Here is a 22,362-nt window from a genome sequence, read left to right on the forward strand (position 1 = left end):
GCGCGGAAGCTAGGGACCCGACACTATGGAGGTCCGCTCTTGAGCCTCGTCAGTCCGCGGTCAAGCCATCGCCATCGCCTCGCGGGCCATGACCTCGGCCGCGGCGCGCTCGCCGGAACGCACGGCGCCGTCGATGAACCCGTACATCACCGCTGAAGTCTCGGTGCCTGCCCAGTGGATCCGTCCGCACGGCTCACGCAGCGCGGGCCCGAACTCGGTGAGCACACCCGGCGGGGCGTGCGCGATCATCCCGCCACCGGAGTATCGTTCGATGGTCCAGTTCTGTTCGACATAGTCCACCGGTGAAAGTGCTTTGTTTCCAAGCCGTTCTGCGACAGCAGCCAGCACCGCGCTCTTGCGTTCGTCATCGCCGAGGTTGGTCAACCGGCGCGCTTCGGGACCCTCGGTGATCACCGTGAGCATCCCGGGAGTCCCGGTGTCGGTGCACGAGTCGATGGTCAGGCTCGCCGGCGATCCGGGGCCGAACGACTGCCCCGACAGGCCGTCGGCCCGCCAGAACGGCTCGTCGAACACCAGCGCGATCTTGTAAACCGCCCCGCTCGGCATGCGTTGGTGGAGGAACGATCGGTCGGCGGGAAGCATTGGCTCATAAGCGATCTGGCTTGCTATCGAGATCGGCACCGCGATGATCGCGCGACGTGCGTTGACCACCATGTCGTCGGAGCGCACGATCACCCTGTCGGCATTCTGCTCGACGCTGCGCACCGGCTGCGACAGGTGGATGACGTCACCGAGCTCGGCTGCGACCGCACGATGGATGGCGCCCATGCCGCCGACCGGCCGCGCGTCCTCGGCCGCGTCCTTGACGCCCAGCACGAAGCTCGGTCCGCCGGCCGACGCCATCTGGTACAGCACGAACAGCAGCGAGATCTCTGATGCCGCAGACGTATACAGTCCCGCGACGGCGCTTTCCAACAGTTCGCGGGCGGGCTTGGACAGCGTGTTCCTGTCCAGCCACGCCGCCCAGCTGGTCTGGTCCCACTTCTGCGCCTTGCGTGCCGTCCACGGCGCCTCCACCGGGATGGCCTTGCACATCTGCGTGAGCTCGAGAAAAACCGTGCCGATGTTGGCGACCGCCCACGGACTCATCGACAGCGGAATGGTTCCGGTGTAACGGTACTTCTTGCCGTCGACGAACATCATTGCGTCACCGTCGGTGTACTGCTTGTAGCTCGGCACCCCGAATTCCTTCATGAGCGCATAGATCGCATCCTGTCCGGGACCGATCCACGCGCCGCCGCGGTCGATCCAGGCCCCGTCGTCGCGGACCTCGGTGAAGGTGCGACCACCGACGCGGTCGCGGGCTTCCAGCAGCGCCACCGAATGGCCGGCCTGCTTCAAGCGCAATGCCGCGGTCAGACCGGCGAACCCGGCACCCACGACGCAATAATCCACGTCTGCCATGACAGCCCCTTCGATCGATTTGCGCGGGGCCGGACGGCCGGGTGCAAGCCTCGGCGCGCCCTCAAGCAGGCGCGAAGGCATTTAGACTCAACGCCCGATTGGCGTCTGTGTCAATAAACTGTTGCGTCGGCAAAGGTCTTGTGGGTGCCGTTGATTCAGGCGGGCGAGAGTCGCGACTCATGCGGTCGAAGCTTCGAACCGCAGTCCTTCGTACGCCGCGCGCACCAGTTCCTCGTCGGCAAGCCGCGGCCGCTCCAAGTAGGCACCGGGAATCAACAAGGCGATCTCGTCGCGCAGCGCCCACAGCGTGCTCCGCGGGGGCAGGTGAACCACGAACCGGATCCGCTCACACCCCGCCTCGTCGCGGACCCGGCGTACGGCGTCGAGGATCGCCGTGTCAACCGAGTCCGCACGCACGGTTCCAGTCCAACATCGGTCTTGCGAGCAGGCCGAATAGCGGAGCAAGGGCCCGCGCGGACGGGCCAGTGCGATGGCGACCGATGTGATCATGCCCGCACTGTATGCGCGGGGTCCGACAAGTCAGGTCCGCGTGTGCGTCGAGGCGCCGCGAAGATGTTGTCGCACAACGTCACGCGGCGACACAGCGGAATCCGATGTGCGTGGTGGCGCTGTCCTGCGACTGAGAGGACCGAGCGGCCGGCCGGTAGCGATGGCAGTACTCGGGTGCGCACAGGTGTGAGCCGCCCTTGAGCGTCTGGAATTTCGACGGGTCGCCGGTGGGCGGTGCGCAGCAGCCCGACTTCTGGGCCTCGGGACGGTGGCGTGGCGCGTACGGCGTCGTCGTCCATTCCCAGACGTTGCCGATCATGTCGACGAGACCGAATGCGTTGGGCGGGAAGGTGGCCACCGGCGAGGTACCTACCCAGCCGAGCGCGCCGTCGTTGCGGTACGGAAAACGGCCCTGCCAGACGTTGGCCATCAAGCGTCCGTCGGGTTGCACCTCGTCGCCCCAGGCGTACCGGGATCGGGATCCGGCTCGCGCCGCGTACTCCCACTGCGCTTCGGTCGGCAGGCGGCGGCCCGCCCAGGCGGCGTATGCCGACGCGTCCGGATAGGCGACCTGCACCACGGGGTGTTCAGGGCGATCGTCGATCGAGGATTGCGGTCCGAACGGGTGGCGCCAGCTGGCACCCGGCATCCAGGTCCACCACTGCCGCCAGTCACGCAGGTTGACCGGACCGCGGGTCCGGCGGAAGACGAGTGCACCGGGAACCAGGTCATCGGGCGAGGCGCCCGGATAGGCGGCGGGGTCGAGCTCCTGTTCGGCGAGGGTGACGTACCCCGTGTCGGCGACGAACTCGGCGAACTGCGCGTTGGTGACGGGGTGGCGCTCGATCGAGAACGCTTCGACCGTCGCCTCGTGGACGGGCGCCTCCTCCGGGTAAAAGTCGGCCGATCCCATCGCGAAGGTGCCCGCGGGCAGCTCGATCAGGTCGGTCAGCATCACGTCCAGGCTAGGCGCTGCGGCGGATGCCGCGACGCGAACCTCTGCGGGAATGTGATCGTGGTCGCAGCGGTTGCCTGAGCTATGGCCAAGATGACGACCGATGAGCGCGAGAAGTTTCTGTCCGACGTCCACGTGGGCGTCATCGCCGTCGAGCGCCGCGACCGGGCGCCGCTGAGCGTTCCGATCTGGTACGGCTATCAGCCCGGCGGTGAGGTGCTGCTGTGGACGGAGTCGGAGTCGCTCAAGCACCGGCTGATCAAGGACGCCGGCCGGTTCTCGATCACCGCGCAGGACGAGGCGCCGCCGTATCGGTACGTCACCGCCGAGGGCGACGTGACCGGCATCGAACCCGCCGAGGACTCGATCGTCCGCGAGATCGCTATCCGCTACCTCGGTGAAGAGGAAGGCAACACCTTCACCGACCAGAACCTCACGTCGACGTCGGTCATCATCCGGATGCGCCCGCAGCGCTGGCTGAGCTTCGACTACTCGTCGGAGTAGCGCCTTCCTTTGTCCTCTGGCGCGAGCGCGCGTGCTTGCAGTCGACACACCGTGGATTCTCGGCGGTCTGCGCACCGTCGCGATGCGACGAGCGTGCGCTCAGTGCCTGTCGATATACGTACGCATTGATTCGCGTTGGCGAGTACGGTTTTCGGCCATCGTTCGCTGTAGAAGAGTTGGCGATTATCGCCGTCGTCTGAACACTCGCCCGCGAGCATTCATTACGGCGTGTTGTATCCAATCAACCGCCTTATGCGCACGCTCGCGCCGCTTCGAGCGTGCGCAGACTGTCGAAATTCCGCGGCGTGTCGGGTGCAGACCCGCACGCTCGCGGAACGAGGTGAGGGGTGGGCGTGATAGCGTCTCACGTGGATGTTTATCTACATCCGTTCAGAATGAGAGAAGTTGAAAAGTATGACACAGGGAACTGTGAAATGGTTCGACGGCGATAAGGGCTTCGGCTTCATCGCTCCCGACGGCGGCGCGAAGGATGTCTTCGTTCATTATTCGGAGATCCAGGGAAATGGATTCCGGTCGCTGGAGGAGAACCAACGCGTTCAGTTCGACATCGAGCAGGGCGCCAAAGGGCCTCAGGCAATCGGCGTAACCGCCGTCTAGCTTGCACGACGACTGTGGGCTGGTGGGAATTCCCACCAGCCCACTTTTCGTATGTGGGTCCGAAGCGGAAATAGTGAAATACACTGCTGCCCAAAGGGTTTGAGTTCAGGACGGTGATCTCGGGCCGAGTGGCGTACGCTGAAGGTCTATCGGCGATATCTCGCACGCGACCATTTGAGATCGTGTCGTCACCGATCTGAGTGATTGAGCCGTTCGACGGCTCAGACGGGACTATCCCATGGCGGTACAAGAAGCCCCATCAGTTTCCGGTCGACGACACGACGGACCCGAGAACACCCCGCGATTGCGTTTGAAGCGTAAGGGGCCGACGAGTGGCTACGTAGACGGCGCCTGGTGGCCGCACAGCGAGGATCTTGAGCAGGAACTTCCCGATCTGCTGAGCGTTCTGTCGGTCCGTCTCGGACCCGTGTCGCGGGTGATGTACAACATCGCCGAGTGGGCGGAGGCGCCGCGGAAGACGGTCGTGGACGGACGAGTCGTCCGCCTTGACGGATACAACCGCCAACCGGCCAATACGATCGCGGTGCTGGACGGCAACGGTAGCCGCATTACCCTGATGGTGGTTCCCGCCGCCACCGAAGCCGATTTCGCACACACCATCGCGATGGCCGCCGCCACGACCGGCAACGAGTCGACGGTGAGGTCTCTACTCACGTCCGGCACGTGACGTCGCTGAAGCCTCGACGGGGATCGGAACAGCGCTGATGGGCACCTCCCGCCTGTCTGTCAACGACGCCTTCGCGTTGCATACGCAAACCTCGACGACACCCGCGCACACCGTTGCGCTGCTCGTCATCGAGGCGTCGGATCGACTGAGCCACGAGCGCCTCAACAAGCTGGTTTCGGCGGCCCTGCCACAGGTGGCGCGCTTCCGAAGCGAGCTGGTGAGTAAGCCGATGCGGATCGGGCAGCCCGTATGGGCCGAGATCGCCGACTACGACCCGACACCTCAGATTGACACCGCAACAGTTCCAGCACCCGGCGGCCGCCGCGAGCTGGCCGATCTCGTGGCGGAGCTGAGCGCCAAGCGGCAAACCTCTCGAGGACCGCTCTGGGAGGCTTGGACAATCGACGGATTAGCCTCTGGCCGTTGGGCATTGGCGGTGAAGATATCGCCGGTGCTCGCCGATGGGGGCCACGGGCTCGAATCGATCTGGCGGCGCCTGACGACCGCCGAGCCGAACGGTGACAACCGTTTGCCGGCCGAGGCTGGTCCAGGCCCCGCACCGTCAACAGGAGAATTGCTGGCAGACTGGCTGGCCGAGGTCATCGAGGCTCAGGTGACCGGAGTCTGGATGGTCGCCGAGGCCGCGACCAGCGGACTGCTGGCGGTGCGTCGTCGGCTGCGTGATGTCGTCGACTCGCGGATGGAATCCGAGACCGTCTCACCGATGCACGCCGCCGTGCCGGACACGGTGTTTAATGCGGCGCTGACGAAGCGGCGGTCGATGGGACTGACATCGATTCCGTTGGCCGACGTGCGAACGATCAGCGACGCTTTCGGCGGGTCCACCGCGAATGTCCTGCTCGCCGCCTGTGCGATGTCGCTGAGGTCATGGCTACAGCGACACGAAGCGGTACCCGACGACCCGCTACTGGTGACCGTCCCGCTATCGAGACCGGCGGGCGACGCCGCGGAGGACGCGCATCCGCTGGGTGTCGGACACGTGCGGCTCCCGGTTCAAGTCGATGACCCGGTGCAAGTACTGACCGACCTCCATACCTCGACCGAGCGGTTGAACATCGCGCACCTCTATGGCGACGAATCGATAGATTCCCCAGTCGATCTCGCGACTGTGGCATCGTTGCTCCCACCCTGGCTGGCTCGTGCAGGCCTACAGATGTTCAGCGGTGTCGGACTCAGGCGACGCGCGTCAAGCTCACAAGCAACGGTTTCATTCTCATCGGAGGATCCCGGCCGCGCATACTGCGCTGGCGCCAGGGTGGTCGCCATGTATTCATCTGAGCCGCTTACCGAGGGCTGTGGACTGAACATCTGCGTCATCACACATGGTGAGGCGATGAGCCTGTGCGTTTCCGCGTGTCCCGACAATGTGCCGCGCGTCGATGACATCGCCAGCGGTGTCGCCGAGGCGATCGGCGTGCTACTTGCCGCCGCCGAAGACTCACCGCGCGGTGAGGGGAGGTCTGTGGTGACCGAGCTGAAGTCGCACCGGTCTCGACAGGCAGAATCGATGCCTTCATGAGGCGGCAGGTAGGAGTCGAACTCCAGGTCGAGATCACCGATCCGACCGAGTTGGAGTTCCAGATTGCCGTCGCGCCGCATCCGGATGCCGAAGTACACGAGCAGCTTTCAATTCTTCTCGACGGCAAACCCGTCGAACCGACCGAGATCAGCGGCGCACATGGAAACCGCATGCACACCCTGTCCGTGCCCACAGGCACGCTGACGGTGGAGTACGCCGCGACGATCGTCGGCCGGACGGATCCCGCGCCCGTCACCCCCTACGACCGGTTGATGTACCTGCGTCCCAGTCGCTACGCGGAGGCCGACAAGTTCTACGGTTTCGCCGCGACCGAGTTCGGTAGTTACCTCAACTCGACGACCCTGCTCGAGAACGTGTCCTCCTGGGTCGGCACCCGCCTGAAGTATGTCCCCGGCTCAAGCGACCCGATCGACGGTGCGGCCGACACACTGCTGGCCGGCGAGGGAGTGTGTCGCGATTTCGCGCACCTTGTCGTGGCTCTGCTGCGGGCGGTGAACGTGCCGGCCCGGGTGGTATCGGTGTATGCCCCCGGGCTGTACCCGATGGACTTTCATGCGGTCGCCGAGGCGCTCGTCGACGACGCCTGGCGCGTGGTCGACGCGACGCTGCTGGCACCGCGCCAGTCGTTGGTGCGTATCGCCGCCGGACGCGATGCCGCCGACATCGCCTTCCTGACCAACCACAACGGCGCTATCACGCTGGACAAGTTGCTGGTGACGGCGGTCGTCGACGGCGAGCTGCCCACCGACTCGGTCGACCAACTGGTATCGATCGGCTGACACCACCGCCGTCGGCCCCCAGGATTTTTCTCTAGACTGGTCGCAGCCGACGTGCTGCCGTTGTCTTTCGTCGTTCGATTCCGGCCGGTGGTCCGCTGTCACCAATGGCTCGAACACGAGCCCGCTCCACCGCCCGTACGAACACAGGACGAATCTTGGCAATCACCGACATCGGTGCGTACACCCACCTGACCGAAGCAGACATTGAGGCCCTCGGTGTCGAGTTGGACGCTATACGCAGCGATATCGAGGAGTCGCTCGGCGAACGCGACGCTGCCTACATCCGGCGCACGATCTTGTTCCAACGGGCGCTGGAAGTGGCGGGGCGGTTGCTCATCGGCGTCAGCCGGTCGCGCACCGGCTGGCTCTTCGGTACGGCGTCGTTGGCGTTCGCCAAGTGCGTCGAGAACATGGAGATCGGCCACAACGTGTCCCATGGGCAATGGGATTGGATGAACGATCCGGAAATCCATTCCACCACCTGGGAATGGGACATGGTCGCTGTCTCGGCGCAATGGAGGTACTCGCACAACTACCGCCACCACGTGTTCAGCAACGTGGTCGGTGTGGACGACGACCTCGGGTTCGGCATCATGCGGATCACGCGCGACGAGCCCTGGCAACCAGTGCATCTGTTGCAGCCTCTGCGAAACCTGCTGCTGGCGGCCATCTTCGAGTGGGGTATCGCGCTGCACGGCGTCCATTCCGAACGCGACCGCGCCGAGGGTGACACCGTGCGGGTCACGCGGGAGAGAAGGAAGCTTCTCCGCAAGATCGCCCGACAGGGTGTCAAGGACTACGTGGTCTTCCCGGCGCTGAGTGGACGGCGGTGGCGTCGCGCGCTGTCCGCGAACGCGTTGGCGAACCTCATACGCAACCTCTGGACATATGTGGTGATCTTCTGTGGCCATTTCCCCGACGGTGCCGAGAAATTCACCGCCGACGCCATCAACGAGGAGAGCCGCGCCGACTGGTATCTGCGGCAGATGCTGGGCGCCGCCAACATCGACGCCGGCCCGTTGCTGGCGTTCTCGACCGGCAACCTGTGCTACCAGATCGAACACCACCTGTTTCCCGACCTACCGAGCAACCGCCTTGGTGAGATCTCCGTGCGGGTGCGTGCCGTCTGCGACAAGTACGACCTGCCCTACACAAGTGGTTCGCTTGTGCGCCAATACTTTCTGACGTTGCGAACGATCCACAAGCTGGCGCTGCCGGACCGCTTTCTCACGGCGACGAGCGACGACGCCCCCGAGACCGCTTCGGAGCGAAAGTATGCGTGACCGGCGTACTGTGGTGATCATCGGGCCGCTTGCTCCGCAAGCCGAGATGTCCGGTTGAAAAGGACCAAGCGAATATGACCGTCACCGTCACGCGCCCCAACGGAAAAACAGACAAATACATGCGGTTCGGCGACGCTTACATCAAGCACGGCGACGGCACGCTCGACGTCGTCCGCGGTGGCGCCACGCAGTCCCACAGATACGCGGTGGGGGAGTGGACCGACGTCGAAGGCGACGAAAGCCGCTGGAAGAAGCGGCGGTTCTGGGGTTAGGCGGCTACACCGAGTAGCCTTCAGCGCTTCTTGAGATCGCCGACCACATCGGCGGAAGCGGATTTAGCGGCGGACTTGGCGTGCTTGTCGGCCCGTTTCTCCTTCAGAGACTTACCGGACTTCTTGGACATCGACTGCCGAGGAGACTTGTCAGACATTGCTGGCCCCTTGATCGCGGGGGCCTGGATGGTCCCGATGCCACGACACTACTCCAGGTGTCGACCGCGTAGCTGTACCCGCAGGAGTCGAGCGTTTATGCGGGTGTAGCCTCAAGGAGTTGGGAACCCAGCCATTCCGGAACGTGTCAGCCGACTTCCGCTGATCGCGCCGAGCAACCGCTCATGCCGGACACGCCGGTACCAATCCTTCAGTTGGGACGGCCTTGAACGCATCGCCCACATCTGTCTTCTTCGGATCGAATTCCACTCAGCACCAACGTAATCCACACCGCACACGCATCAGCATCCTTGGCACACCCGCGCCGGAATCCTGCGCGCTGGCCCGGTTCACCGCGGGTCTGTCGCGTGCGCTGAGCGGCCAGGGGGTCGAGGTCAGCGTCGTGGGGGATTCCGCGAGCCCGCATTCGAGCGATCACGCGCTCGATCAGGCCGACGTCGCGATCGTCCAGCACGACTTCTGCGGCGGCGCCGACGATGTACTCGAGATCGTCGACGGGTTGTCGATCCCAGCGATCGTCATCCTCGGGCACATCCCGAAAAGACCGACAGAACAGCAGCATTCGGTGCTAGAGGCGATCGCTGCGTCCGCGGGCCACGTAGTCGTGATGTCCGAAGCGGCACGGCAGCGGCTGTGCCGCGACTATGACGTCGACCGTCTTAAAGTCAGGATGATCCCGCACGGCGTGACGGTTCCCTCTGCCGTCCGCCTGAAGCGTCCCAGCAGGCCCACCATCCTGACCTGGGGTTGGTTGGCGCCCGGAGACGGTGTCGAGCGCGTCATCGACGTGATGGCCTCGCTGAACGACGTTCCCGGTCGGCCGCGGTATCTCGTCGCCGGCCCGACGCATCCGCAGGTCCTGGCCGTCGAGGGCGAGGCTTACCGGGAAGCCAGGATCGAACAGGTGCATGAATGCGGCGTCGCTGGTTCGGTGTCGTTCGACCCCGGCCACTACGACGGAACCATGCTGGCCACGCTGTTCCAGCAGTCCTCGGTTGTCGTACTGCCCTACGACTCCACGGAGCAAGTAGCCTCCAGCGTGCTGGTCGAGGCGATCGCGCACGGTAGACCGGTGGTGGCCACCGCCTTTCCGCACGCCTCTGAACTACTCACAGGCGGGGCCGGCGCGGTCGTCGACCACGACGACTCCGCCGGACTTGCGGCGGCGTTGCGCCAGATCGTCACCCAGCCCCGGCTCTCGGGCGCGATGGCCGCCGAGGCGCGGCGCATGGCTCCGGACATGGCATGGCAGGCCGTAGCAGGTGCCTACATGCGGCTTGCCCGAAGTCTCCTGACCCCCGAACGGGTGCCGGTATGACCGTCTGCCGGATCCGTAACCGACCGGGGTGATGGATGGATGCACGACCAGTTGCTCGCCGCCGTCACCGGTCGACGCGGAGTAGATGCCGCCGACCGGCTCTGCGAGGCGTGCGTAATGCTGTTAGGCGTCGACGCGGTGGCCATCTCCCTGGTCTTCGACGGCGTCAGCAGCGCGACGCTGGGGTCAAGCGGCGCCTCTGCGCGCAGATACGACGAATTGCAGTTCATCCTCGGCGAGGGCCCGTGCCTAGACTCGGTCACCGGCCGTGCGCCGGTACTGGTGGATGACCTCGACGACCCCGAGGAGCGCCGCTGGCCCGTCTACGCGCCGGCCATGGTCGATCTCGAAGTCCGGGGCGTCTTCGCGATGCCGGTCGTCATCGCCGGTGAATACGTCGGTGCGCTCGACCTGTTCCGGGCCGAGCCGGGTCCTCTCGAGCGAGACGGCCTCGCAGGCGCCGCCGTCGCCGCCGAGATGGCCGGCGTTCCGCTGCTCGACATGCTCGACACCGACCTTCGCGCAGCCCTCTCCGATCCCGGCAGCAATGAATGGTCGGAAATACACGCGTTAGCCCGAGTCGAGGTCAGCCAGGCCACCGGCATGTTGGTCGCGCAGCTCGGGGTTGAACCGGCCGAAGCCCTGGTCCGGCTGCGCGCACACGCCTATTCGACCGGACGCAGCGCAACCGAAGTGGCTCGCGACATCCTCGATCGCCGACTACGGCTGGAGGCTGACTGATGCCCGCCTTGACGCCGCGTTCACAATGGAGAGCACCGTGATTGACATCCCTCGCGAAAGCCGCGTCCTGGAAGCGGTGGTATTCCTCGTCGATACTCTCCTCGAGGACTTCGACGTCGTCGACCTGCTGACCGAGCTCACCGAACGGTGCGCCGAACTGCTCGACGTCTCCGCCGCCGGTTTCCTGCTGGCCGACCCGCTTGATCAACTGCGGCTGCTGGCCGTGACCTCCGAGCAGGCCCGTGAACTCGAGCTGTTCCAACTTCAGGCCGACGAGGGCCCGTGCGTCGACTGCTACGCCACCGCCCGGTCGGTCTCGGTCGCGGATCTGCGCGACGCCGACGAGCGCTGGCCGAGGTTCGTTCCCGCTGCGCTGGAGGTGGGTTTCGCCTCGGTCCACGCCGTTCCGATGCGCGCGGCAGGCCTCGTGCTGGGCGCATTAGGCCTGTTCGGCGCCAAGACGGGAAAGCTCAACGACGCCGATCTTCTCGCGGCCCAGACCCTGGCCCACATCGCGTGTGTCGCGCTGCTGCAGGGGAGTGCGCCCACCCCGACGACCGTCCTGCCGCGACTGCGCGCCGCGCTGGCCAGCCGGGTGGTCGTCGAGCAGGCCAAGGGTCTTCTGCGCGAGCTGCTTGACGTATCGGTCGAAGACGGCTTCACCATGATGCGCACGTATGCGCGCGTCAACGGTGAGCATCTGACCGACGTTGCCCGCATGCTGATGACCGATCGGCGGGCCCGGCCCGGTCTCGTAGCGAAGATAGCCGAATTCGCCCAGAACACAACGGGTTAGGGTTGGTGCCGGGCTCGCGCGCGGCGCACCGCCTCGGCCAGCAGGCGTTCGGCAACGACATGCAGCTTGACGTTCTGCGACTGGCTCAGCCGCGTCAAGCGGTCGAACGCTTCCTCTGCGCTCGCGCCGGATCGGCTGCGGATGATCCCTATCGCCTGATCGATCACCGCACGGCTGCCCAACGCGCGCTGCAGTTGTTGCGTCCGCTCGCGGGCATGTGTGAGTAGCTGGCCGTTGTACACCGAAACCGCTGCGGGACCGGCGAACTGATTCCCCAACTGCACCGCGTGTTCACCGAAGGCATCGCGGGCACGGGCATAGGCGTTGATCGCGCCCACGACCGTGTCGTCGACCAGCAGTGGGAGCGACAGCGCCGAATGCACCGCCATCCGCGCCACCCGTCCGCCGAAATGGGGCCACCTGCTGTCAGAGCCCAACGACCCGCTGACGGTAGGCCGCCGCGACTGCATCGCGGTCAAACACGGTCCCTCATGCAGCTCTTCGTACTGGACCCGGTCGATCTCGTTGACGAACTCCGCCGTTGCCGCCCACGCCTCGATGCGCGGTGCGCCGTCGGGCAACTGCTTCAGCGCAATACCGGCGCCGTCGACGCCGGGTATGGCGCGCGCCGCGAACTCCGCCACCTCTGTGAGCAGAGCGGTCATATCGCGCGCATCCGCCACCACGCCGGCCACCCCCGCAAGGCCGGCGTCCAGGTCGGCTTCGTCGGCGTCGCGCTGTGCGGCCGACAGATCGGCCCCCGAGGTCGATCGCCGTCCAGGTTGCGCGTCGTAAACCGCCATGGTGGGTCCCGAATCTACCCGTCACACCGCGGCGATATCAGCTCACGAGCGCCAACGCGTGTGCCCGCCGCAACTTGCCCGACGGTGTCTTCGGGATCATGCCCGGTGCGAGCACAACGACGTTGCGGGGTCTCACGTCGACCTCGGCGAAGACCTCATGCGTGACCTGCCGCTCGACGCGGCGTACCTCGTCGGGGTCCTCGAAGTTCTTGCACTCGACAGCCACCGCAAACGATTCTCGCGACAATCCGGCATCCAACCGCACCGCCACTGCGCAGCCGGGCCGCACCCCGTCGACGCGACCGGCGGCACGTTCGATGTCGGTCGGATAGATGTTGCGACCGGCCATGATGATGACGTCCTTGACGCGTCCGCACACCACGATCTCGCCGTCCTCGGTGAGGTAGCCCAGGTCGCCGGTGTCGTACCAGCCGCGTTTGTCCTGGGCTGGGAGGAAGCCCGCCACCGTGGTGTAGCCCCTGCTCACCGGGTCGCCGCGCACCTCGAGGACGCCGACGCCGCGCGGGGGCAGGTCGGCGCCGTCCTCGTCAATCACCCGCACCTCGAGACCGTCCAAGGGCTGACCGAGCCTGACCAGCCGGCGGGTGCGGCCCTTGTTCGTGGGCACCGCGCGGTGCAGCACGGACAGCAGGTCGGCATCCACCTCGTCGACCGCCATACCGCGGCCGCACTCGGAAAACGACACTGCCACAGTGGTTTCCGCCATTCCGTACGCGGGCACGATCGCCTCGGGCCGCAGACCGAACGGTCTGCCCGCCGCGCAGAGATCCTCGACGTCCTGCGGGTCCACCTGTTCGGCGCCCGAGAGCGCCCAACGCAGCGACGACAGGTCGTATTCGCCTGGCGCGGCCTGCCGTCGCAGGCGCTTCGCGAACAGCGTGTACGCGAAGTTGGGCGCGGCCGTCATGGTGCCCCTGTACTTGTGAATCAGCTTGGCCCACAACAACGTATCGTTCAGGAAGTCGACCGGTGTGATCTTCACCAGCTCGGCGCCGAAGTACATCGGGACAGTTAGATAGCCCGTCATCCCCATATCGTGGAAGCACGGAAGCCAACTGACGATCACGTCGTTGTCGATGTCGAAATCGCAGCCGACGGTCATGGCCTCGGCATTGGCGACGATGTTGGAGTGGGTGATCTGAACGGCCTTGGGCGAACCCGTGGATCCCGACGTCAGTTGCATCAGCGCGACGTCGTCGTCGGTGGTTTCGACCGGGTCGATGGAAGCGCCTGTCAGCAGTGTCTCGATGGTCAGCACCGTCATGCCCAACGTCTCCAGCACGGGGGCGGCGGCCAGGAACGGGTCGCTGATCACCACGGCCTTCGCGGAGATCATGTTGATGACGGCGGTGGTCTCCTCGGCCCAGCGCAGCAAATCGGTGCGGGGAGTGGGTTGGTGCAACATGGTCAGGCTGGCGCCGCGCATCCAGGCGCCCTGGGCGGTCGGCGCGATCTCCACCGGCGCGCCGGCCAGCACGGCGATCGCGTCGCCGTGTCCAATACCCGCCGCGGCCAGCCCGCCCGAGATCCGGCTGGCCCGCTCGTTGACTTCGGCCCAGGTGTGTCGCACGGGGGCGACCGGTTCGCCGGTGACCATCCCTCTGGTGCTCCACCGGGCGTTCCGGTACATAATCTCCGTGAATTGACTCACTTCAATCCCTTAGCCCCTCGCGTGACGACGCCGTATGTGTTGCGGTGGTCCGGCAGCGATTGCCGGACGATTTCGTCTACCTAGATGATCCGTCGCTTCGGCCGAAGCGAGGTGCGGAGCTTGTCAGGCATCCCGACTGTACTCACCTCGGGAGCGCTGGTGGTGGCAGCGCGCCGCGTTACGGCTGAGGTGGTGGCTGTTCCATTGTCGGCGGGGAAGTCAGATCGCCGCCGTGACGAGTTCCGCGAGGCTGGGATATCAACCCAAGAAGAACGGTACAGGCTTGGTTCGGCGGTCAGCAAACATTTGACAGCGAACGTCAACTGCGGCCGGTATCACCCCGACCCCGAAGGTGAACGGATGTCGGGTTCGAGTCGCGGATCCCGCCGAGGATTCACATTCGGGAACGGCGCGAGGTGTACGGCCAGGGACTGTTGCGCTCCGGGATGGATTCCGCGCGGGCCTGCTTGAGTTGCATGCGCAGGTGCTGACGCAGGTCGTGCAGGTCCGGATCGGTCCACCGGTTACGGGCCTCGGTCGGGTCGTCGGTCAGGTCGTACAGCTCCCACTGGTCGTCGAGCGGCGACGTCCGATAGGCCTCGCCGCCGATGCCGTTGGCCGCGAGATGACGCACCCCCGGCTCCGTCCACGTCGCCGGATCGTCGAACGTCCGCACCAGCTTCCACAGATGCCCCTGGCCGCCGGCCTGGTCGACGCGCACCACCAGTCCCTCGAAGTTGGACGCGACGTGCGCCGGTACCCGAATCCGCAGAGGTGCAGGGGGTTTCGTCGACATCTTCAGCTTGCGGGCCATACCGGATGCGCCGGTATCACCCTCGAGCACGTTGTCGCGGGTCATCAGGTACACCGCTCGCGATTCGTCCACCGCCGCGCCGTCGACCACCGGCATCAGATTGCGGCCCGGCAGGTCGTGCACCTCGGAGAAGGTCTCGGCCAGCTTCGCCGCCGCCGCCTCGACGTCGACACCGGCGGCGCCCAACAACGTCGGGACGATGTCCACGTGCGACGTCGGCGCCGTCACCGTCCGCGGCTGCGTGGCCTGCTCACCGATCCGCGCCACCACGAACGGCACCCGCGTCGCCTCGTCGTACAGGTTGAACCACTTCTGGTGCAGTCCGCCGTGCGCGCCGAGCAGATCGCCGTGATCCGAGGTGCGGACCAGCACCGCGTTCTGCGAGCCGCCCTCGGTGACCGCGCGTCGCACGCGATCGATCGGGGCGTCGACCTCGGCGTGCAGCCGGTAGTACAGGTCCCGGTACCGCTGGGCCTGACGGGTGTACGTGCGGTCGATGGCCGGAGCTGGTCCGTAGCCCGAGTAGTAGGCCTCCCGATAGGCGATCTGCGCGGCGGGTTTGGTCGACAGGTCCTCGTCAGCGGTCGGCGCCGGCGGGATCGGCGGCGGGTCGAGCGGCGACGGGCGCACCGGACTGCGCCGCTGCCACGCCGGGAACAGCACGATGTCGTGCGGGTTGACGAAGCTGGCCACCAGCAGGAACGGCCGCATGGCGTCGACGTCTCCCGCACGGCGGCGGTCGTAGCGGTCCCGCAGCCACGCCACCACGCGGTCGGCGATCAGCGGATCGCGCCGGAGCCCCGCGTTGGCCAGTGGGGCGCCGTGCGGTTCCGGGCCGACCCAGCCCGAAAATCCGTACGGTCCAAGGGGATCGGCGTCGAGGTAGCGCTGCACCGCCTTCGGGTCGACGACGCCGTCGGCATCGTTGGTGGCCAGCGGCTCACCGGTGGCGGGGTCCGTCAGGTCGGCGTGCGAGATGTGCCACTTGCCGTCGTAGTGCGTGTCGTAGCCGGCCGCGCGGAACCAGTTGCCGAGCGTGGGCACCTCGTTGGCGCGCAGCCAGCGCATCCGGGAGTCGTCGGCGGTCTTGCCGATGCCGTCGGTCTGGGTGACGCCGTGCAGGTCGGGGTACTGGCCGGTGAAGATCGTCGGGCGACTGGGCACGCAGGCCAGCGACCCCGTGTAGTGCCGGCGAAAGCTCACGCCGTGCTCGTCGAACCACTTGCGACCGGTGAGCGTCTCTCGGCGCCAGGCGAGAATCTCGGGTGCCTCGTAAGGCGGAACCGCGCGCTCCTCGTCTGTCATCACGATGACGATGTCGGGCCGATCTGTCATGGGGTGTTCTCCAATCGCTTCGCCAGCGCATCGAGCATTCTGTCGGATCCGCGGGCCAACACCTGGCAGGCCAGGCGTTCGACGAGTTGCTGCGTTCTGCCGCGGCCCTTGCGCACGGTGCTGGTGATCGTCACGACCGTCTCGCCGCCGCTGGTCGGTTCGAGTTTCCAGCGGTTGCTGACCGTGCCGAAGAACTTGGGCAGGCCCGCGATCTCGTAGGCGAGGACATACTGCGGATCGCATTCGGTGACGGTTTCGACCAGGGTGTTGCGCCCGATCTGCACGCGCCGCGCCGTTCCGTCCAAACCGCCGTCCGGACCGCGCGTCAGGATGGAGGAGTGGTCGACGTCGAGCCACGACGCGATGGCGCCGAAATCGGCTAGTACATCCCAGATCTGCGTCGGGCTCGCGGCAATGACGCGGTTGCGGTCGGCTTCGGCCACGGCCCCACCGTACGTGAAACTTACGATGCCGTCAGGCGAACGTCATCCCGTGTGAGCGGGCGGCCGGGGCAGGGCGTCCCGGTAGGCGTCCTCGTAGTCCTCGATGCCCCCCTTGACCGACGGGTCGATCCCGTTGAAGTAGTTGGTGAGCGCGGTCCGGAAGTCGGCGAAGCCGTCCTCGAGCGGTTTGAGCTGGCCGGTGGCCGGATCGATCAACCCGGCCTCGGCGAAGAACCGCGGATCGCCGATGTTGTTGTCGAGCAACCGCTGGGCGACCGCGTACTGCAGCGCTTCGGAACTCTCCTGGACGATATAGGTCGGGTCGTTCGGCACCGGCGCATCCCCGACGAAGATGTCGTGCAAAATGTCGCCGCCGATCTTGTCGTGCCACTCGAGAAATGTTTTGACACCGGGGATTTCACCGCCGACCGTCTTGGCGAACTCGAACCACTCTTGGCGGCTCTCATACGCGCGGACCTCTTGCAGGTTGCCGTACTTGATCGCGTCGTTGTCGGCGATGTTGGCACCGGAGTCGATGATGCCGCGCAACGTGCCCGCCGACTGCAGATCCGCGGTGTCGACGGTGCCGCCGTCGATGACGGACTGCTCGAAGTTCGCTTGGTACTGCATGCCGTTGAGGTAGGCCTGACTGTTCAGGGTGGCGGCGGCCTGCGGGTCGGTGTCGATGACCGCGAAAAGGTCCCGGGTGACCGGCATCTCGGGATTCTTCAGATCGTCGAGCGGTGCGAACCCGCGGGTGTTGTCGAGCGGATTGCCCAGCATGTCGTCGATATACGGCTTGTTGGCGTCGGCGAGCGCACGCGCGAGGTCGGGATTGACCTGTCCGAGCGACTGTCCGTCGGTGCCGGGGATGTCGAGCAACCGCGGGGAGTTCTCCCCGGCCCACTTGTCGACCGCGTGCATGGTCTGTCCCGCCTGCTCGGCCTGGAACGCCTGGGTGGGATCGGCCAGGTCCGTCGGGACGGCGCCGGTGCCGGTGCCGTTGAGCAGATTGCCTGCCGCCGCACCGTTGTCGGCCCACTGGTGGGTGAACAGGTCCTCGATGAAGCCGCCGTTGGGCGTCTTGCCGTCCGCTCCGGCCAGCGCGTCGTGGACGGCCATCGGGTCGCGTCCTGCGGCGTTGAGCATGTCCTGCACGGTGGGGTCCACGAGACGCTGGCCCAGTCCGATGTCCTCTTTCCAGGCGATGTCGGGTGCTTCGTGCATGTTCTGCAGGATCTGCTCGGACTTGTCCAGCAGCGCGTTGTCCAAGGCGGTGCCCTGCTGCAGCTTGGCGTCACCGGCCGACACGATCGCAGCGACATCGCGGTATTCGTCGAGGTGCGGGAACGGCTTGTACGGGTCGGGCCACTCGAGGGTGGGGTTGCCCTTGTCGTTGGTTCCGGCGGTGGGGGCGGTGGGTCCGCGCAGCGGCGCCTCGAATGTTTCGCGGATGCCCGACGGCAGGTTCTGCATGCCACCGCGGGTGGGTACATAGCCGGCGTCGCCCGGTTTCGCGTCGGGGTTGGCTCCGGCGACGGTGATGTTCTCGTTGGACACCAGCTGCAAAGCGTCGGCGACGCGTCCGCCGTTCGGGCCGAGTTTGTCCATCATCGCGCGAATCGCGGCGGGGCTCTTGCCATCCAGCGACCGCGACAGCTGGTTCAGGTAGTCCATCTGGCTGGCCGGCAGCACCAACTCGCCGCGCGCCAACGCTTCCTGCTCCTGCGGAGTCAGCGTGGTGTTCTCCTGAAGGCGTGCGAGCTCTTCGGGGGTGAGCTCCCCGTCCTGCAGCGATTCGCCGTCGGCGCTGCCCTGCTCGGCGGGCGTGTCCGGATCGCCGCCGGTGGCCGCGGACAGCACCCGGGCCAGGTCGCCGTCGACCTCTTCTGCGGCAGCCAGCACCGCGACCGCGCGGTTCTCCACCTCGGCCATCTTCTTCTCGAGCTGCGCGATCTCCTCATCGGTCCACCCGGTCGTGTCGGGAGGAGTGACCGTGCCGGTGTTCAGGTCGAGCTGCACCGCCGGCGCGGCGGCCGCATAGTCGATGAGGCTGTTGAGGTCGTTCTTGACCGCGCGGGCATCGGCCGCGGCTTTCTGAGCGCCCAGCGACACCAGGATCGCTTCCTTCTGCGTGGTGTTGAGCTTGGTGGCCGACTGCTCGATGGCCTGCTGCGCGGCCTCGCCGGACCGGCCTTTCCACGTCCCGAACACCGAAAGATTGCGCAGCGCCTCGGCCGTCTCACCGCTGGTGCGGGCCCGGTGCGCCGCCGCCTTGGACACCTCGTCGATCTGCTCGGGTTGCCAACGCGCAACGTCGGCCAACGTCATGTCCACGGGTCAGAGCCCCATGGTGCCCAGATTCGCTCCCGCAGAGTCGATTTCGGTAGCGGCGTTGTCATCGGTGCGGACATACTTCTCCGCTGCCGAGCGCAGATCCTCGGCGTGTTTGAGGAGTTCGGTGTAATGCGCGGCGGACTCCTCTTCCCACTTCGTGGTGGTTGCTGAGAGCCCCGAGGCGCTCGATCCGATCCAGCCGGGCGCGGCGGCGCCCATTCGCTCGTGCGCGGTGCCGTGGGCAGACCTGAGGCTGTCGGCGGCCGCGTTGACGTGGTCGGCGGCCATCCGGACCTCCAACGGGTCTACCCGCAGATTGTCGCTCATTCGCCTTTCCCAACGCTCGCCGACGGTCCAGGGGACACACATGTTTGCCGGCCAACATTACCATCGCCGAGATACCCCTAGATGCACGAATTTTGGCAGCGTCTCTGCGGGGTGTCGGTGAAGCACGGGAGTTTGCTGGGGTCGGTCACCCCAATCGCGCGACGAGCGCGTCGGTCACTTCGGCGGTCGACGCCCGCCCGCCGAGGTCTCCGGTGCGGGTCTCCGGTGCGGCCAGTGTCGACTCGATGGCCCCCATCACCTCACCGGCGGCGTCCGCGTGCCCGAGATGCTCGAGCATCAGCGCCGCCGACCACACCGCGCCGATCGGATTGGCGATGCCCTGCCCGGCGATGTCGGGGGCCGACCCGTGTACGGGTTCGAACATCGACGGGTACTGCTTGGTGGGGTCGAGATTGGCCGACGGAGCTATCCCGATCGAACCCGCCACCGCGGCGGCGAGGTCACTGAGGATGTCGCCGAACAGGTTCGAGCCGACGACGACGTCGAATCGCTGTGGCTGCAGGACGAATTTGGCGGCCAGCGCGTCGATGTGCTCACTGTCGAGCCGCACGTCGGGGTAGTGCGACGCCCGCTCGGCGACCACCTCGTCCCAGAACGGCAGCGTGTGCACGATGCCGTTGGACTTGGTCGCCGACGTCACGTACCCGTGGCGGGTGCGGGCGAGCTCGAACGCGAAGTCCGCGATCCGGCCGACGCCGTTGCGCGTGAAAACCGACTCCTGGACCGCCATTTCGTCGGGAAAGCCGCGATTGAGCCGACCGCCGATCTCGCTGTACTCACCCTCGACGTTCTCGCGGACCACGACGAAGTCGACATCCTGCGCCGTGCGCAGCGGGCTTTCGACGCCGTCGAACACCCGGATCGGCCGCATGTTCACGTACTGGCGGAACGCGCGGCGGATCGGGATGAGCAGACCCCACAGCGACACGTGGTCGGGCACGCCCGGCCACCCGACCGCACCCAGAAAGATGGCGTCGAACCCGCGCAGTGTCTCGATTCCGTCGTCGGGCATCATCGCGCCCTCGTCCGCGTATCGTTGACACGACCAGTCGAACTCGGTGTACGACAACGCGATTCCATGTTTCTTCGCGACCGCGTCGAGCACTGCGCGCGCCGACGCGATAACCTCGGTACCGATCCCGTCACCGGGTATGACGGCGATTTCGGTCATGTACCCAATCCCAAGAGGCTGATCATCAGCGGCAGCAAGATGATGATCAGGATAGCGCCCGCGATGTCGAACGCGACGCCAGAGCGGATCATCTTCGTGATCGGGACGACGCCCGAGCCGTAGACGATCGCGTTCTGTGGGGTGGACACCGGCAGCATGAAGCCGAACGACGCCGCGAACGTCGCCGCCAGCGCCGGCACGAACGGGTTGATGCCCGCGGCGATCGCCACCGGTATCACGATCGGCACCACCACCGCGGCCGACGCGGTGTTGCTTGTGGTTTCGGAGACGATGATCGCCAGGATCACCGCGAAGATGGTGATCGCGATGCCGCTCGTCAGGCCGAGCGCGTCGTTGACGGAGGTGCCGATGGTCTCGGCTAGCCCGGTCGAGGAGATCAGCGAGCCGAAGATGATGCCGGTACCGAACAGGATGATTGTGCCCCAGTCGATTTCGGCGGCGTCCTTCCAGCGCAGGGTGAACTCGCGGCTCTGCCAGTCAGTGGGCAGCAGGAACAGCAGCGACGCGCCGAACACCGCGACCACGCCCTCGTCGAGCCGGTCGCTGACGAATTCGTAGGTGGTGGACTCGGTTCCGGTGATCACCGCGACCACACCGGGCAGGATCCACAGCGTCACGGTGACGCCGAACGCGATCAGGGTGTTCTTCTCGGCCCGCGACAGCTTGCCCAGCTTCTCGCGCTCGCTGGCCACATACTCGGCGACGCCGTCGATGCGTTTGATCTCGGGTTTGTTGAGCCGCAGCAGGATCAGCGCCAACAACAGGAACATCACGAAGCAGATGGGAATCGCCAGCACCATCCACTGTCCGAAGCTGATCCGCTCGCCGGTGGCCTCTTCGATCAGCCCGCGCCCGATCAGGTTCGGCGGGCTGCCGACCGGAGTGAGCAGGCCGCCCACGCTGGCGCCGTAGGCGAGCATCAGCATGAGGGCCGCGCCCACCCGCAGGCGTTGCGGATCGAAGTCGGGTTCGACGTCGCCGCGCTGCTGGAGCAGTTTGGCGATCACGGACAGGATGCCGATCGCCGTCGGCAGGAGCATCGCCACCGTCGCGGTGTTGGAGACGAACGCCGACAGCAGACACGTGATCGCGCCGAACGCGAGGATGACGCCGGTGGTCGAGCGGCCGGCTCGCGGCAGGGCCAGGATGCGGAACGCGAAGCGTCGCGCCACACCGTGTTTGAGCATCGCCTGGGCGAGGATGAACGCCCCGATGAACGTGAAGATGGTCGAGGATCCGAACGGGCCGAGCACGTCGTCGACGGGTGCGACCCCGAGGAACACCGCGACCGCCACGCCGAGTAGGCCGCCGATCGGAATCGGCACCGCCTCGGTGATCCACAGCGCGATCACGCCGAGCAGGACCGCGCCAAGCACCTGTTGCTCTCGAGGGATGTCCATCGGCAGGACGAGGAAGACGGCGGTCAGCAGCGGAGCGAGGAACAGGCCGAGCGTGCGGCGGCCCTTCTCGAACCGTTCCTCTCGCGGTGAGAGTTTCTGTTCGCCCAGACTTCGGTAGGTCGCGCTGCCGAGCAGTGCCTTGTCGACATCGGTCGGTGTGACCTGGTTTTCCGTGCTCATTGCCGGCTCCGTCCACCCGGTGGTGTGTGCAACGCCACAATCGCCGGGAGGGAGTGCCCGGTGAGCGGGCGGGGCTAAACATCACGAGCGCATCCGGCCGGTCGCCGAACGTGGGTTACCCGCACGCATCCGGCGGGCAGATTCATACGGTCAGTGCAACATCCCTGGATTTAGGAGCGTTGCGCATGCCAAGTGGTTATCCGCATCCGCG

Annotated in this window: 22 protein-coding genes; 10 read left to right on the forward strand and 12 right to left on the reverse strand. The window is 66.2% G+C overall.

Annotated elements, in window-relative coordinates; all coding sequences use genetic code 11:
• Positions 1 to 60 precede the first annotated feature (60 nt).
• From A5759_RS04155 to A5759_RS04165, 3 genes are all read right to left on the reverse strand, one after another.
• Entirely contained in the window at positions 61 to 1,425 is a 1,365-nt protein-coding gene (locus A5759_RS04155) for a flavin monoamine oxidase family protein (RefSeq protein WP_068194188.1), read from the reverse strand.
• A gap of 177 nt (positions 1,426 to 1,602) precedes the next feature.
• Positions 1,603 to 1,842 carry a hypothetical protein gene (locus tag A5759_RS04160; protein WP_197505947.1) on the reverse strand — a complete coding sequence of 80 codons (240 nt, stop codon included), beginning with the start codon at positions 1,840 to 1,842 and terminating at the stop codon, positions 1,603 to 1,605.
• Between the two features lie 172 nt (positions 1,843 to 2,014).
• Entirely contained in the window at positions 2,015 to 2,890 is an 876-nt protein-coding gene (locus A5759_RS04165; RefSeq protein ID WP_068194194.1) for an SUMF1/EgtB/PvdO family nonheme iron enzyme, read from the reverse strand.
• Between the two features lie 84 nt (positions 2,891 to 2,974).
• On the opposite strand from A5759_RS04165, the gene A5759_RS04170 reads away from it, so the two are divergent.
• The 7 genes from A5759_RS04170 (at position 2,975) to A5759_RS04200 (ending at position 8,595) form a co-directional block, all read left to right on the forward strand.
• Positions 2,975 to 3,394, forward strand: a complete 420-nt coding sequence (locus A5759_RS04170; RefSeq protein WP_197505948.1) for a pyridoxamine 5'-phosphate oxidase family protein — start codon at positions 2,975 to 2,977, stop codon at positions 3,392 to 3,394.
• A 414-nt stretch (positions 3,395 to 3,808) separates the two neighbouring features.
• Positions 3,809 to 4,012, forward strand: a complete 204-nt coding sequence (locus A5759_RS04175; RefSeq protein WP_066849749.1) for a cold-shock protein — start codon at positions 3,809 to 3,811, stop codon at positions 4,010 to 4,012.
• Between the two features lie 238 nt (positions 4,013 to 4,250).
• On the forward strand, positions 4,251 to 4,700 hold the full coding sequence (locus A5759_RS04180) for a DUF5994 family protein (RefSeq protein WP_068194196.1): 450 nt from the start codon (positions 4,251 to 4,253) through the stop codon (positions 4,698 to 4,700).
• A 37-nt stretch (positions 4,701 to 4,737) separates the two neighbouring features.
• The gene (locus A5759_RS04185; protein WP_068194199.1) at positions 4,738 to 6,240 is read left to right on the forward strand and encodes a wax ester/triacylglycerol synthase domain-containing protein; all 1,503 of its coding nucleotides are present in this window, start codon (positions 4,738 to 4,740) and stop codon (positions 6,238 to 6,240) included.
• On the forward strand, positions 6,237 to 7,040 hold the full coding sequence (locus tag A5759_RS04190) for a transglutaminase family protein (RefSeq protein ID WP_068194205.1): 804 nt from the start codon (positions 6,237 to 6,239) through the stop codon (positions 7,038 to 7,040). The genes A5759_RS04185 and A5759_RS04190 overlap by 4 nt, the downstream gene beginning before the upstream one ends.
• Before the next feature lie 155 nt (positions 7,041 to 7,195).
• Entirely contained in the window at positions 7,196 to 8,323 is a 1,128-nt protein-coding gene (locus A5759_RS04195) for a fatty acid desaturase (protein WP_068194208.1), read from the forward strand.
• Positions 8,324 to 8,397: 74 nt separating this feature from the next.
• The gene (locus A5759_RS04200) at positions 8,398 to 8,595 is read left to right on the forward strand and encodes a hypothetical protein (protein ID WP_068194213.1); all 198 of its coding nucleotides are present in this window, start codon (positions 8,398 to 8,400) and stop codon (positions 8,593 to 8,595) included.
• Between the two features lie 20 nt (positions 8,596 to 8,615).
• Here A5759_RS04200 and A5759_RS26060 read toward each other — a convergent pair whose 3' ends face one another.
• Entirely contained in the window at positions 8,616 to 8,753 is a 138-nt protein-coding gene (locus tag A5759_RS26060) for a hypothetical protein (RefSeq protein WP_197505949.1), read from the reverse strand.
• A 224-nt stretch (positions 8,754 to 8,977) separates the two neighbouring features.
• On the opposite strand from A5759_RS26060, the gene A5759_RS04205 reads away from it, so the two are divergent.
• Genes A5759_RS04205 through A5759_RS04215 form a run of 3 tightly spaced genes read left to right on the forward strand, consistent with a single transcriptional unit; the run spans position 8,978 to position 11,627 of the window.
• Positions 8,978 to 10,090: a glycosyltransferase gene (locus tag A5759_RS04205; protein WP_231984539.1), complete on the forward strand. Its 1,113-nt coding sequence runs from the start codon at positions 8,978 to 8,980 to the stop codon at positions 10,088 to 10,090.
• A 39-nt stretch (positions 10,091 to 10,129) separates the two neighbouring features.
• Positions 10,130 to 10,831: a GAF and ANTAR domain-containing protein gene (locus tag A5759_RS04210; protein ID WP_082961966.1), complete on the forward strand. Its 702-nt coding sequence runs from the start codon at positions 10,130 to 10,132 to the stop codon at positions 10,829 to 10,831.
• Positions 10,832 to 10,868: 37 nt separating this feature from the next.
• A complete protein-coding gene (locus A5759_RS04215) occupies positions 10,869 to 11,627 on the forward strand; it encodes a GAF and ANTAR domain-containing protein (RefSeq protein ID WP_068194293.1) in 759 nt (252 codons plus the stop codon).
• Here A5759_RS04215 and A5759_RS04220 read toward each other — a convergent pair.
• The 8 genes from A5759_RS04220 to A5759_RS04255 all read right to left on the reverse strand — a co-directional run bounded on the left by A5759_RS04220 (position 11,624) and on the right by A5759_RS04255 (position 22,151).
• Positions 11,624 to 12,430, reverse strand: a complete 807-nt coding sequence (locus tag A5759_RS04220; protein WP_068194218.1) for a GAF and ANTAR domain-containing protein — start codon at positions 12,428 to 12,430, stop codon at positions 11,624 to 11,626. The genes A5759_RS04215 and A5759_RS04220 overlap by 4 nt on opposite strands.
• A 37-nt stretch (positions 12,431 to 12,467) precedes the next feature.
• Positions 12,468 to 14,102: a fatty acyl-AMP ligase gene (locus A5759_RS04225; protein ID WP_068194222.1), complete on the reverse strand. Its 1,635-nt coding sequence runs from the start codon at positions 14,100 to 14,102 to the stop codon at positions 12,468 to 12,470.
• A gap of 394 nt (positions 14,103 to 14,496) precedes the next feature.
• A complete protein-coding gene (locus A5759_RS04230) occupies positions 14,497 to 16,251 on the reverse strand; it encodes a sulfatase-like hydrolase/transferase (RefSeq protein WP_068194227.1) in 1,755 nt (584 codons plus the stop codon).
• The gene (locus tag A5759_RS04235) at positions 16,248 to 16,694 is read right to left on the reverse strand and encodes an SRPBCC family protein (RefSeq protein WP_068194231.1); all 447 of its coding nucleotides are present in this window, start codon (positions 16,692 to 16,694) and stop codon (positions 16,248 to 16,250) included. The genes A5759_RS04230 and A5759_RS04235 overlap by 4 nt, the downstream gene beginning before the upstream one ends.
• Positions 16,695 to 16,736: 42 nt before the next feature.
• On the reverse strand, positions 16,737 to 19,031 hold the full coding sequence (locus A5759_RS04240) for a hypothetical protein (RefSeq protein WP_068194233.1): 2,295 nt from the start codon (positions 19,029 to 19,031) through the stop codon (positions 16,737 to 16,739).
• Between the two features lie 3 nt (positions 19,032 to 19,034).
• Entirely contained in the window at positions 19,035 to 19,358 is a 324-nt protein-coding gene (locus A5759_RS04245) for a WXG100 family type VII secretion target (RefSeq protein ID WP_068194236.1), read from the reverse strand.
• A gap of 145 nt (positions 19,359 to 19,503) precedes the next feature.
• A complete protein-coding gene (locus tag A5759_RS04250; RefSeq protein WP_068194239.1) occupies positions 19,504 to 20,550 on the reverse strand; it encodes a tartrate dehydrogenase in 1,047 nt (348 codons plus the stop codon).
• Entirely contained in the window at positions 20,547 to 22,151 is a 1,605-nt protein-coding gene (locus tag A5759_RS04255; protein WP_068194241.1) for a DASS family sodium-coupled anion symporter, read from the reverse strand. Before A5759_RS04255 ends, A5759_RS04250 begins: the two co-directional genes overlap by 4 nt.
• Positions 22,152 to 22,362 lie beyond the last annotated feature (211 nt).

It is taken from the genome of Mycobacterium sp. 852014-52144_SCH5372336, from assembly GCF_001665615.1.
In the GTDB taxonomy this organism is placed as follows: Bacteria; Actinomycetota; Actinomycetes; order Mycobacteriales; family Mycobacteriaceae; genus Mycobacterium; species Mycobacterium neumannii_A.